Annotated in this window: 11 protein-coding genes; 9 read left to right on the top strand and 2 right to left on the bottom strand. The window is 71.3% G+C overall.

The window, feature by feature from the left end:
- Positions 1-208: 208 nt before the first annotated feature.
- Both ACLQ29_RS35165 and ACLQ29_RS35160 read left to right on the top strand, forming a co-directional pair.
- The gene (locus ACLQ29_RS35165; RefSeq protein ID WP_425775668.1) at positions 209-601 is read left to right on the top strand and encodes a YciI family protein; all 393 of its coding nucleotides are present in this window, start codon (positions 209-211) and stop codon (positions 599-601) included.
- Between the two features lie 3 nt (positions 602-604).
- A complete protein-coding gene (locus ACLQ29_RS35160) occupies positions 605-1861 on the top strand; it encodes an RNA polymerase sigma factor (RefSeq protein WP_425775666.1) in 1257 nt (418 codons plus the stop codon).
- 16 nt (positions 1862-1877) lie between these two features.
- Here the strand turns inward: ACLQ29_RS35160 and ACLQ29_RS35155 are convergent, their stop codons facing one another.
- The gene (locus ACLQ29_RS35155; RefSeq protein WP_425775667.1) at positions 1878-2978 is read right to left on the bottom strand and encodes a calcium:proton antiporter; all 1101 of its coding nucleotides are present in this window, start codon (positions 2976-2978) and stop codon (positions 1878-1880) included.
- Between the two features lie 90 nt (positions 2979-3068).
- On the opposite strand from ACLQ29_RS35155, the gene ACLQ29_RS35150 reads away from it, so the two are divergent.
- The gene (locus tag ACLQ29_RS35150; protein ID WP_425775665.1) at positions 3069-3431 is read left to right on the top strand and encodes a metalloregulator ArsR/SmtB family transcription factor; all 363 of its coding nucleotides are present in this window, start codon (positions 3069-3071) and stop codon (positions 3429-3431) included.
- Positions 3428-3943 (top strand): SRPBCC family protein, encoded by a 516-nt coding sequence (locus ACLQ29_RS35145; protein ID WP_425775664.1) that lies wholly within the window; start codon positions 3428-3430, stop codon positions 3941-3943. Before ACLQ29_RS35150 ends, ACLQ29_RS35145 begins: the two co-directional genes overlap by 4 nt.
- A 162-nt stretch (positions 3944-4105) precedes the next feature.
- Here ACLQ29_RS35145 and mug read toward each other — a convergent pair whose 3' ends face one another.
- The gene (mug, locus tag ACLQ29_RS35140) at positions 4106-4675 is read right to left on the bottom strand and encodes a G/U mismatch-specific DNA glycosylase (protein ID WP_425775663.1); all 570 of its coding nucleotides are present in this window, start codon (positions 4673-4675) and stop codon (positions 4106-4108) included.
- Positions 4676-4749: 74 nt separating this feature from the next.
- On the opposite strand from mug, the gene ACLQ29_RS35135 reads away from it, so the two are divergent.
- The 5 genes from ACLQ29_RS35135 (at position 4750) to ACLQ29_RS35115 (ending at position 11751) form a co-directional block, all read left to right on the top strand.
- Positions 4750-5493, top strand: a complete 744-nt coding sequence (locus ACLQ29_RS35135) for an SAM-dependent methyltransferase (RefSeq protein WP_425775662.1) — start codon at positions 4750-4752, stop codon at positions 5491-5493.
- Positions 5494-5530: 37 nt separating this feature from the next.
- Complete coding sequence (locus tag ACLQ29_RS35130; RefSeq protein WP_425775661.1) at positions 5531-6340, top strand: CPBP family intramembrane glutamic endopeptidase; 810 nt, start codon at positions 5531-5533, stop codon at positions 6338-6340.
- Between the two features lie 119 nt (positions 6341-6459).
- Positions 6460-7188 (top strand): alpha/beta fold hydrolase, encoded by a 729-nt coding sequence (locus ACLQ29_RS35125; RefSeq protein ID WP_425775660.1) that lies wholly within the window; start codon positions 6460-6462, stop codon positions 7186-7188.
- A 400-nt stretch (positions 7189-7588) separates the two neighbouring features.
- Positions 7589-8833 (top strand): ThuA domain-containing protein, encoded by a 1245-nt coding sequence (locus ACLQ29_RS35120; protein WP_425775659.1) that lies wholly within the window; start codon positions 7589-7591, stop codon positions 8831-8833.
- A gap of 86 nt (positions 8834-8919) precedes the next feature.
- A complete protein-coding gene (locus ACLQ29_RS35115; RefSeq protein WP_425775658.1) occupies positions 8920-11751 on the top strand; it encodes a PQQ-dependent sugar dehydrogenase in 2832 nt (943 codons plus the stop codon).
- The last annotated feature ends 188 nt before the right edge of the window (positions 11752-11939 follow it).

Raw genomic sequence — 11939 nt, 5'->3', positions numbered from 1 at the left:
CACCTGGACTCGCCACCAGCACCTCCACCACAACCAAGATCAGTTGCACTGAAGCCTAGAAACCACCCGGCGTGTCGGACCTATAACCTCATGATCAACGGATCGAATCGTGGGGGTGGGGTGTCTGGGTTGGGGGTTGGGCTTCGACGTTTCTGGTGAGCGGTGCCGGAGGCGGTGCCAGCGACACGAGGAGACACCCGTGAAGTACATGATTTTGCTGTACGGCTCCCAGCAGGACTACGACGTGTTGTCGGGGCGGGCTTCCGACCGGCCCGCGATGTCGGCCGAGCAGATCGCGGCGATGCACAAGCACATGGAGACCTTTCACCAGGCGCTGGCCGAGTCCGGGGAGTTGGTGGACGCCCAGGGCTTGAGCGAGCCCGTGCACGCGCGCCGGGTGCAGGTACGCGAGGGCGCACCCGTGGTCACCGACGGCCCGTACCCGGAGACGCAGGAGGTCCTGGCGGGTTACACGATCGTGGAGTGCGCCAGCTTCGACCGGGCCACCGAGATCGCCGCCGGACTTGTCGACCCCAACGCACCCGACGGGTACGTGGACGTGCGGCCGGTGCTGGAGGGCATCGAGGACCTGGCCGGCTGACCGATGCCGGAGAAGTCCGTCGAGGACCTGCTGCGCGAGCTGGCGCCGCAGGTCCTCGGCGCGCTGGTACGTCGCTACGGGCACTTCGACACCGCTGAGGACGCGGTGCAGGAGGCGCTGATCGCGGCGGCGGGCGGTTGGCCGCGCGACGGCGTGCCGGACAACCCACGCGGCTGGCTGATCACCGTCGCGTCCCGCCGGCTGACCGACCTGCTGCGCTCCGAGCAGGCCCGGGTGCGGCGGGAGGACACGGTGGCGCGGTGGGTGCTGCCGGAGCAGTGGCGCGCTCCGGCGGCTGACCAGCAGCCGGCGGACGCGGACGACACGCTCATCCTGCTCTTCCTGTGCTGCCACCCGGCGCTGTCGCCGGCGTCGCAGATCGCGCTCACGCTGCGCGCCGTGGGCGGGCTGAGCACCGCCGAGGTGGCGCGGGCGTTCCTGGTGCCGGAGGCGACGATGACCCGGCGGATCAGCCGGGGCAAGCAACGGATCCGCGAGAGTGGGCTGCGGTTCGCGCCGCCGACCGGCCCGGAGCGCGCCGGCCGGCTCGCCGCCGTGCTGCACGTGCTGTACCTGATCTTCACCGAGGGGTACGCACGCACGGCCGGCCCTGGATTGCTGCGCGCCGACCTGACCACGGAGGCGATCCGGTTGACCCGCCTGGTGCACCGGCTGCTCCCCGAGGATCCGGAGGTCACCGGGCTGCTCGCGTTGATGCTGCTCACCGATGCGCGGGCGCCGGCGCGGCTCGGCCCGCACGGCGAGTTGGTGCCGATGGCCGAACAGGACCGGAGCCGGTGGCGGGCCGACCAGATCGCCGAGGGGGTCGAGCTGATCACCGGGGCGCTGCCGCGCGGGGCCGTCGGGGCGTACCAGGTGCAGGCGGCCATCGCGGCCGTGCACGACGAGGCACCCAGCGCGCGGGAGACCGACTGGGCGCAGATCACCGCCCTGTACGAGGTGCTGCTGGGCATCTCCGACAATCCGGTGGTGGCGCTCAACCACGCGGTGGCGGTGGCGATGAGTCGGGGCACGTCGGCCGGGTTGGCGCTGCTCGCCGACCTGGCCGACGACGCGCGGCTGGCCGACGACCCCCGGCTGCCGGCCGCCCGCGCGCACCTGTGGGAGCGGGTGGGTGAGCGGGTCGCGGCGCGGGAGGCGTACCGGATGGCGGCGGCGCGCTCGACGAACCTGGCGCAGCAGCGCTACCTGAACGCCCGCGCGGACCGCCTCGCGGGCGACCCGCCGCCCGCCGGTTGAGCCGGCGGGCGGACGGTCAGGGGCTCGCGGCGAGGAAGACGAACGCGGCCAGCAGCACCAGGTGTACGCCGCCCTGCAGCACGTTGGCCCGGCCCGGCACGACGGTGAGGACCGCGGTGACCGCGGTCAGCGCGAGCAGGGCGAGTTGGGTGCCGCCGAGGCCGAGCAGGAGGGGGCCGTCCAGCCAGATCGAGGCGATGGCGATGGCCGGGATGGTCAGGCCGATGCTGGCCATCGCGGAGCCGAGGGCGAGGTTCAGGCTGATCTGGACGCGGTCGCGGCGCGCGGCGCGGGCGGCGGCGAGGGTCTCCGGCAGCAGCACCAGCAGGGCGATGATCACACCGACGAACGCGTGCGGCAGGTTCGCGGCCGCGACACCCGCCTCGATGGTCGGCGAGACGGTCTTCGCGTCGCCCACCACCGCGATCAACGCCACCAGCAGCAGCCCCAGGCTGATCAGCGCCGCACGGGTCGTCGGCGGTTTGGCGTGTTCCTCGGCGTCGATCACCCGGCCCTGGCTGTCGACCGGCAGGAAGTAGTCGCGGTGCCGGCCGGTCTGCACGAGCACGAACAGCCCGTACAGGGCCAGCGACGCGACGGCGGCGAAGGTGAGTTGGGCCGGGCTGAACTCCGGGCCGGGCCGGGCCGTGGTGAAGGTTGGGATGACCAGACTCAGCGTGGCCAGGGTGATCACGGTGGCCAACGCGCCGCCGGTGCCCTCCGGGTTGAACACGGCGACGCGCCGGCGCAGCGCCCCGAGCAGCAGGGACAGGCCGAGGATGCCGTTACAGGTGATCATGACGGCGGCGAAGACGGTGTCGCGGGCGAGCGACTGGGTCTTCTCCGGCCCGCTGATCATCAGCGTGACGATGAGGGCGACCTCGATCACGGTGACCGCGACGGCGAGCACCAGTGAGCCGTACGGCTCCCCCACCCGGTGGGCGACCACCTCCGCGTGGTGCACGGCCGCGAGCACCGCACCGCCGAGCAGCACCGCGACCACCACGATGATGGGCCCCGGCAGGCTCCGCCCCCAGGTGACGAGCAGCACCAGCACGGCGAGCACGGGTACGGCGACGGTCCAGTCGGTCATCCGGGAGCGAAGCAGGGTGGCCATGCCGTACAGAGTGCCAGGCCAGCTGATCATGTGCCCACCATCGACGCAGCCGGGTCACCAAACCCGTAACCTATGGGTTACGCTTTCGGGGTGGACGAGGTGGTCGACGCAATCGCGGACCCGGTGCGACGGCACATCCTGACCATGCTGCGCGACGAACCCCTCTCCGCCGGCGACATCGCCCAGCGGTTCGTGATCAGCCGGCCCGCGATCAGCCGCCACCTGCGGGTGCTGCGCGAGAGTGGACTGGTCCGCGACGAACTGGTCGGCCGACGCAGGATCTACCGCCTCGACCCCGGCCCGCTCGCCCCGCTGACCGACTGGCTCGCCGGGCTCGCCCGCGCCGACAGGTGGGAGCGGCACCTCGACGCGCTGGAAACCGAGATCTATCGCACCCGCCGAGAGCGCCGCGGCAGCGGCCCGGCGGAGCATCGAAGGGAGCACACGGCATGACCCGTACGCCCGCCGGACGCCTGTTTCGCACCGCCACCGGCCACGACCTCGTCCTCACCCGGACCTTCCGCGCCCCGGCGGCGGACGTCTGGGCCAGCCTGACCGAGTCGGAACGCACGGCCCGCTGGTACGGCCCGTGGGAGGACGACGCCGCGCCCGGACGGACCATCCGGCTCCAGATGGCCTTCGAGGAGGAGCAGCCCTGGTCCGAGGTCCACATCGACGCGTGCGAGCCACAGCGACGCCTCGCCGTGTCGCTCATCGACAGCTACGGCACCTGGCGGCTGGAACTGTCACTCACCGAAACCGACGGCACCACCGAGCTGCGGTTCGTCCAGCACCTCACGAGCGTGGACGGCATCGCCGAGGTCGGCGCCGGCTGGGAGTACTACCTGGACATGCTCGTCGCCTCCCGGGACGGCTCACCCCGGCCCGAGTTCGACGACTACCACCCCGCCATGCAGCCCTACTACCAGGGGCTGGCGACCGACGAGCCCGTGCCGCACGCCTAGGGCGTGTGTCAAAGCCCCTGGCCGGCCTGCGGCGGGCCCAGACGACGACCGGCCGCGTTGGAGATTGGTCCGGATACAACACCGGTATCCGGACCAATCTCCGCCTTGCCGGACCGCCGCCTGGACTCCGCCTCGGCTCGACCGAGGACTTTGACACACGCCCTAGGGGTCGAGCTCGCGCCGCAGCCTGGCGAACTCGGCGGTCAACGCCGGCAGGGGGAAGTGCGCGTTCAGCCCGCTGGGGTTGGGCAGCACCCACACCCGGGCCGGGCCCAGCCGATCCGGCTGCGGACCCAGCCCGGCCTTCGGCCGGACGAAGGCGATCCGGTACGCGGTCACCCCGAGAATCGCCACCCACCGCGGCCGGTACCGCTCGGCCTTCACCGCCAACCCCGTCACCCCGGCCACCAGCTCCGTCGAGGTCAGCTCGTCGGCGCGCGCGGTGGCCCGGTTGCTCAGGCTGGTGATGCCCAGCCCCTGGCGCAGCAGCTCGTCAGATTCCCACGGGCGCAGCTCCCGGTCGGTGAAACCGCCACCGTGCAGGGCCGGCCAGAACCGGCTGCCGCGGCGGGCGAAGGGCAGGCCCACGGCGGCGGAGTAGAGACCCGGGTTGAAGCCGCAGAACAGCACCCGCAGGCCGGGGCCGATCACGTCGGCCAGGCCCCGGCCGGCCGCCGCCGCCACCTCCTGCGGGGTCGGCCGCCGAAACGGCTCCGGCCGCTGCGCGTCCACCCCTGCGATCCTGCCGTACGCGGGGGCCCCGGGCACGGCCTACGCCGCCGATCACGACGTGGCACCCTCAACGGATGCAGTCAATCGACCACCTCGCCGTCAGCCGCCACGCCCGGATGCGCTGGAACACTCCGCTCTCGCCGGAGCACGCGGCGTTGCTGCTGCAACGACTCGACGTCCGACCCGGCGCGCGCGTCCTCGATCTGGGCTGCGGTTGGGGTGAGCTGTTGCTGCGGGCCGTCGCGGCCGGGGGCGTGTCCGGCCCGGTCGCGACGCGGGGCGTCGGCGTCGACACCGACGGCGACGTCCTGGACCGGGGACGGCGGCTGGCCGCCGATCGGTCGCTGAACCGACACGTCACATTCGTGATGGGAGAGGCGGCGGCCTGGCAGGAGCCGGCCGACCGCGTCCTCTGCATCGGATCGGCGCACGCCTTCGGCGGCACCCGGCCCGCGCTCGACGCGCTCGCCGCCGTGGTCCGACCCGGTGGCCGGCTCCTGTTCGGTGACGCGTACTGGGAGCGCCCGCCGACACCCGAGGTCGAGGAGATCTTCGGCCCGGACGTGGTGACCCTCCCGGGGTTGGTCGAGGCCGCCCGGGAACGCGGCTGGCGGGTGCTGCACCTGAGCACCGCCGACCAACGGGAGTGGGACGACTTCGAGTCCACCTGGCTCGCGGGCCGCCAGGAGTGGCTGCTGACGTACCCGGAGGATCCCCGCGCGGCCGACGTCCGCACACAGCTCGACGACAGGTTGCGCGAGTACGTCGGCGGCTACCGGGGCACCCTCGGTCTCGCCTACCTGGTCCTCGGTCGCTGACGGCCCCGGGTTGCCGCCGCCGGCTACGCTGCCGGTGGTGAACGCCAGCCGACGCGTCGCCCTGCCCGGACGGATCCTCGTCGTCTACGCGGGCGCCGTGCTCGTGTGGTTGGCGCTCGGGGCGCTGCTCGACCGCGACTACGACCGCCCGACCCACGCCATCGGGGCGGTCCTCACGACGGCGCTCGTCGTACCCCTGGTCGTGGTTGCCCGCCGCTGGCTCGACCGACGCCCCTGGGCCGGTCTCGGCCTGCCCTCGCCGCGGGTCGGTTGGCGGCGCCTGCTGCTCGGGATGGCCTGCTGGCTGGTGCCCGCCGCCGTCGGGTTCGCGCTCTGTCTCGGTCTGGACTGGGTCGAGATCAGTGTTCGGACGTCCGTCGGGGACGCCCTGCGGGTGGCGGCGCTGCTGGTCGTGCTCGTCGGGCTGAAGGAGGCGCTGCCGGAGGAACTCGTGTTCCGTGGCTACCTGCAGCACAACCTCGCCACCCGGTTGTCGGCCGGGCAGGCGGTGATCGGGCAGGCGGTGTTGTTCACCCTGTTCGGGTTCCTCGTCGGGGCCGCCCGGTCCGTCGACCGGCTCGCGCTGTTCTTCGTCTTCGCCCTCCTGCTGGGCGCCTTCCGTGCCGCCACCGGCGACATCTGGGCGAGCATCGGCTTCCACGTCGCCTTCCAGACGGTCGCCCAGCTGTTCGGTGACGTCGGAGCGGTCTTCGACGTCACCGGGTCGGGCGTCCTCGGAGTCGTGGCCATGGGGGCGATCCCGTTCTCGGTCGGCTGGCTTGTCGTCCGCCACCACTACCGCGAGCGCCTGGACTGGCGGGCGGTCGTACCCGACCCGGTGCGCTGAGGCCGCGAGCGTCGGCGTTTCGCCCACCGGCCGGACCGGTCTGGGGAAGAGTGGCAGGCGAGAGCTGTCGTCGACGACCCAGCGGTGGCACGGCGTCGCCCCGCCCGCGGAGGTTTCAGATGAGCGACAAGTCCCCGGCCACGCAGGCGCGCAACGTCGTGCTGGTCCACGGCGCGTACGCCGACGGCTCCTCCTGGTCCGACGTCATCCCGCTGCTCCAGCGGGCCGGCCTGACCGTCACCGCGGTGCAGAATCCGCTGACCTCCCTGGCCGACGACGTCGCCGCCACCAACCGTGCCCTCGACCGCCAGGACGGGCCGACGGTGCTGGTGGGCCACTCCTGGGCCGGCACGGTCATCAGCGACGCCGGCAACCATCCCCGGGTCACCGCCCTGGTGTACGTGGCGGCCCGTGCGCCGGACGCCGGCGAGGACTTCACCGCGCTCGCGGCGACGTACCCCACGCCGCCGGCGAACGCCGGTCTCGTGCACCACGACGGGTACGCACAGCTCAGCGAGAGCGCTTTCCTGGCCGACTTCGCCGGTGGGGTCGACCAGGCCCGCGCCCGCGCCCTGTACGCGGTGCAGGGGCCGATCGCCGGGGACCTGTTCCAGGGCCGCACGACGACGGCCGCCTGGCGGGACCGACCCTGCTACTACTCGATCTCCACGCAGGACCGCACGACCGCGCCGGAGCTGGAACGGTTCCTGGCCGACCGCATGGACGCGACGACGATCGAGGTCGAATCGTCGCACCTTGCCATGGTCACCCACCCGGAGACGATCGCCGACCTCATCCTCATGGCGACCCGGGGCACCCGCGGTAGCGCGTCCGACAGCCGAGGCTAGCCGCCCGGCGCGAAGCGGGGTTGGTGGGTAAATCGGCAGCGCCGCGCGGTTGTCCGGCGCGAAGTTCTTGTCTTGGCGGCTGGACCTGCCGCCGGCCACGCGTCGGGCCGCACCGCCTGCGCCGTCCGCGCCACCGGACGCCCGGGCGGGAGCACTGGGCTTGACGAGGGCCAGACATCGGAGGTTTACTGCGTCAGCGATGCCAGTCGATACAATCTGACCGTCCACAGTGCCGGTCGGGTTGATCCGCCTGGCGCGGTGCCCCGTCCCCCATCACCCCACCACCCCCCGCACCACCTCAGCCGAGCATCGGCGGCCCGGCTTCCGCACCACCGCCACTGCGGCCCCGGCCTGCCCCCGTGCACAGCCTGAGGTCGACGCTCAGCAGAGGAGCAAGACCATGCGTTCCCGTCCCCGCTTGTTGGCCTTCGTCATCGGCTTGGCCGTGTTGATGGCCAGCCTGCTAGTCCTGCCCACACCGTCCTCGGCCGCACCGTTGACGAAGGTCCTGGTGTTCAGCAAGACCGCCGGCTTCCGGCACTCGGCCATCCCGAACGGCATCGCCGCGATCCAGCAGCTCGGCTCGGCCAACGGCTTCACCGTGACGGCGACCGAGGACAGCGGCCAGTTCACCACCTCCAACCTGGCCCAGTACCAGGCGGTGGTCTTCATGTCGACGACCGGCGACGTCCTCAACGCCAGCCAGCAGACGGCCTTCGAGTCGTACATCGCCGCCGGCGGCGGCTACGTCGGCGTGCACGCCGCCGCCGACACCGAGTACAGCTGGCCGTGGTACGGACAGTTGGTCGGGGCGTACTTCGACTCGCACCCGGCGATCCAGACCGCCACGGTGAAGATCGAGGACCAGAGCAACCCGTCGACGGCGCACCTGCCGGCCACCTGGACCCGCTCCGACGAGTGGTACAACTACCGCACCAACCCCCGGTCCAGCGCGCGGGTTCTCGCCAGCCTCAACGAGTCGTCCTACAGCGGCGGCAACATGAACGGCGACCACCCGATCACCTGGTGCAAGGCGTACGGCGGCGGTCGGGCCTGGTACACCGGCCTCGGGCACACCGAGGCGTCGTACACCGACCCGAACTTCACCCGGATGCTGCTCGGCGGCCTCCAGGTCGCCGCGGGTTCCGTGAGCGCCGACTGCTCGCCGCGGACGACGACGCCGCCGACGACCGCTCCGCCGACGACCGCTCCGCCGACGACGGCCCCGCCGACCACTCCGCCGCCCACCGCCAGCGGTTCCACCCTGAAGGCCCGCGCCAACAACCAGTTCGTGAGCGCGCCGAACGCCAGCACCGCGCTGATCGCCAACAAGACCTCCGCCGGCACCAGCGAGCGGTTCGACCTGGTCAGCCTCGCCAACGGCAACGTCGCGCTGCGCGCCAAGAGCAACGGGCAGTTCGTCGCGGCGGAGAACTCCGGGAACTCCCCGCTGATCGCCAACCGGGCCAGCGCCGGCGCCTGGGAGACGTTCCAGCTCGTCCGCAACTCCGACGGCACGGTGAGCCTGCGGGCCACGGTGAACAACCGTTACGTCGCGGCTGACAACGGTGGTGCCTCCCCCCTGATCGCCAACCGGACCTCCATCGGTCAGTGGGAGAAGTTCGACCTCGCCACCAGCAACTGACCGCGTCTCGACGCGCTCTTCACCACCCCCACCTGGCCGTGGTGCGCCCCCGCACGCCCGGCCCTGGTCGTCGAGAAAGGACGATCATGCTTTCGAACCCCCGGCGCTGGTCCCGGGCACTCATCGCGGCGGTCACCACCGTCGCGAGTGTGTCCCTGGCCGTGGCCGCACCCTCCGCCGCGCAGGCGGCGGTCATCCCCGCCTCCGATTACCAGCAGGTCAAGCTCGCCACCGGCTCGGCCGAGCTGGGTGAGGCCATGTCCCTGGCGGTCCTGCCCAACCGTTCGGTGCTGCACACCGCCCGCAACGGCGTCCTGCGGGTCACCGACGTGGCCGGCAACACCAAGACCTCCGGCACCCTGTCGGTCTACACCCACGACGAGGAGGGGTTGCAGGGCGTCGCCGTCGACCCCAACTTCGCCACCAACAGGTGGATCTACCTGTACTACTCGCCGACGTTGAGCACCCCGTCCGGGGACGCCCCCACCACGGGCTCGCAGTCGGACTGGGACCGGTGGAAGGGGCACCTGCGGCTGTCCCGGTTCACCCTCAACAGCGACGACACGCTCAACCTGAGCAGCGAGAAGATCGTGCTCCAGGTCGCCAACGACCGTGGGCAGTGCTGCCACGTCGGCGGTGACCTGGACTTCGACGGCGCCGGCAACCTGTACCTGACCACCGGCGACGACACGAACCCGTTCGAGTCGTCCGGCTACGCGCCGCTCGACGAGCGGACCAACCGCAACCCGCAGTTCGACGCGCAGCGCTCAGCGGGCAACACCAACGACCTGCGGGGCAAGGTGCTGCGGATCAAGCCGCAGGCGGACGGGACGTACACCATCCCGTCGGGCAACCTGTTCGCCCCCGGCACGGCAAACACCCGTCCGGAGATCTACGCGATGGGTCTGCGTAACCCGTTCCGGATGAGCGTCGACAAGGCGACCGGCGTGGTCTACCTCGGCGACTACGGCCCCGACTCCGGGTCCACGAACTCCAGCCGTGGCCCCTCGGGTCAGGTCGAGTTCAACCGCATCGCGGCGCCGGGCAACTTCGGTTGGCCGTACTGCACCGGCAGCAACAGCAGCACCGAAACATACAACGAATACACCTTCCCGTCCGGGCCGTCGCAGTCCAAGTACAACTGCACGGGCGGGCCGACGAACAACTCGTTCCGCAACACCGGCCTCGGCACGCTGCCCGCGGCGAAGCCGGCCTGGATCAAGTACGCCGGTGACTCCGGGTCGCCCTCGGAGTTCGGCAGCGGTTCGGAGTCGCCGATGGGCGGGCCGGTGTACCGGTACAACGCCTCGCTCAACTCCAGCATCAAGTTCCCGCAGTCGCTGGACGGCCAGTTCTTCGCCGGCGAGTACGGCCGCCGGTGGATCAAGCCCATCAAGATCAACTCTGATGGCAGCCGCGGGGAGATCTCCAGCTTCCCGTGGAGCGGCACGCAGGTCATGGACATGGCCTTCGGCCCGGACGGCGCGCTCTACGTGCTGGACTACGGCACCGGCTCCAACAACCAGGCGCTCTTCCGGATCGAGTACATCGGCAGTGGCAACCGCAACCCGATCGCGGTCGCCTCGGCCAACCCGACCTCGGGGTCGAACCCGCTGACCGTCAACTTCTCGTCGGCCGGCAGCTCCGACCCGGAGGGTGGGGCGCTGAGCTACCTGTGGACGTTCGGCGACGGCACCACGTCGACGGCGGCCAACCCCACGAAGACGTACACCACGAACGGCACCTTCGCCCCCACCCTGAAGGTCACCGACCCGACCGGCCTTTCCGGCACGGCGAGCCTGGTCGTCACCGTGGGGAACACCGCGCCGACGGTGACGCTCACCACGCCCGCGGACGGGCAGCTGTTCAGCTTCGGTGACACCGTGTCGTACCAGATCTCGGTGAGCGACCCGCAGGACGGCACGATCGACTGCACCAAGGTGAGCCTGACCTACGCGCTGGGCCACGACAGCCACGCCCACCAGATCACCTCGAAGAACGGGTGCAGTGGCTCCATCACCGTCCCGACGGACGGTGAGCACGACTCCGCGGCCAACATCTACGGAGTCTTCGACGCCGCCTACACCGACAACGGTGGGCTCACCACGCACAGCATCAAGACCCTGCAGCCGAAGCACCGGCAGGGTGAGCACTTCAGCGCCACCTCCGGTGTGCAGGCGACCGACCACACGAACGCCGAGGGTGGCCGGACGGCCGGCTTCATCGAGAACAACGACTGGATCTCCTACCAGCCGTACAACCTGGCCAACGCCAACCGCATCACCGTGCGGGCGTCGTCGGCCGGCGCCGGTGGCACCATCGAGGTCCGGGCCGGGTCGGCCACCGGCACCCTGCTGGGCACCGTCACGGTGCCGGTGACCGGCAACTGGGAGACCTTCGTCGACTCGTCCGCCACGATCAGCAACCCGCCGAGCGCGTCGACCACGCTGTACCTGGTGTTCAAGGGCGGGTCCGGCTACCTGTTCGATGTCGACGCGTTCACCTTCACCACCGGCACCGGTAGCAGCACGCCGGTGAGCACTATCCGGGCGCAGGTCAACAGCCAGTACGTGTCGGCGGTCGGCACCACCGCGCTGATCGCCAACAAGGCCAGCGTCAGCAGCACCGAGCAGTTCGACCGGGTGGACGCCGGCAACGGCAACATCGCGCTGCGGTCGCGCGCCAACGGGCTCTACGTCTCGGCCGCGAACGCAGGCGCCAACCCGTTGGTCGCCAACGCCGCGTCGATCGGTTCGTGGGAGACGTTCCAGCTCATCAGCAACACGGATGGGACGGTGAGCCTGCGCGCCACGGTCAACAACCAGATCGTGTGCGCCGAGAACGCCGGGGCCGGATCCCTGATCGCCAACCGTACGTCGGTTGGCGCCTGGGAGAGGTTCATCCTGACCACCGGCTGAGCAGCGGTGCCCGGCCTGGTCGGCGGCCGGGCCGGCGAACGTCGGGAGAGTCCGGGGCGGGCGGTGAACACACCGTCCGCCCCGGTTCTCGTTGTCGCGGTCGTCGACCCGGGCGCCTAGTACGGCAGCCGCCGTTCGTGAGGTGACCTCGGGTCCCGCAGGAATGAGGACGGCCACCGCATGATCGT

This window comes from Micromonospora sp. DT228, from assembly GCF_049841595.1.
Taxonomy (GTDB): Bacteria; Actinomycetota; Actinomycetes; order Mycobacteriales; family Micromonosporaceae; genus Micromonospora.
Note: the sequence above shows the minus strand (reverse complement) of the source record. Positions and strands in the feature narration are given on the sequence as shown.

Excerpts from the sequence above, each read along its gene's own strand:
- ACLQ29_RS35165 (WP_425775668.1), top strand. The coding sequence starts at position 209 with ATGATTTTGCTGTACGGCTCCCAGCAGGACTACGACGTGTTGTCGGGG.
- ACLQ29_RS35160 (WP_425775666.1), top strand. The coding sequence starts at position 605 with ATGCCGGAGAAGTCCGTCGAGGACCTGCTGCGCGAGCTGGCGCCGCAG.
- ACLQ29_RS35155 (WP_425775667.1), bottom strand. The coding sequence starts at position 2,978 with ATGGCCACCCTGCTTCGCTCCCGGATGACCGACTGGACCGTCGCCGTA.
- ACLQ29_RS35145 (WP_425775664.1), top strand. The coding sequence starts at position 3,428 with ATGACCCGTACGCCCGCCGGACGCCTGTTTCGCACCGCCACCGGCCAC.
- ACLQ29_RS35135 (WP_425775662.1), top strand. The coding sequence starts at position 4,750 with ATGCAGTCAATCGACCACCTCGCCGTCAGCCGCCACGCCCGGATGCGC.
- ACLQ29_RS35125 (WP_425775660.1), top strand. The coding sequence starts at position 6,460 with ATGAGCGACAAGTCCCCGGCCACGCAGGCGCGCAACGTCGTGCTGGTC.
- ACLQ29_RS35120 (WP_425775659.1), top strand. The coding sequence starts at position 7,589 with ATGCGTTCCCGTCCCCGCTTGTTGGCCTTCGTCATCGGCTTGGCCGTG.
- ACLQ29_RS35115 (WP_425775658.1), top strand. The coding sequence starts at position 8,920 with ATGCTTTCGAACCCCCGGCGCTGGTCCCGGGCACTCATCGCGGCGGTC.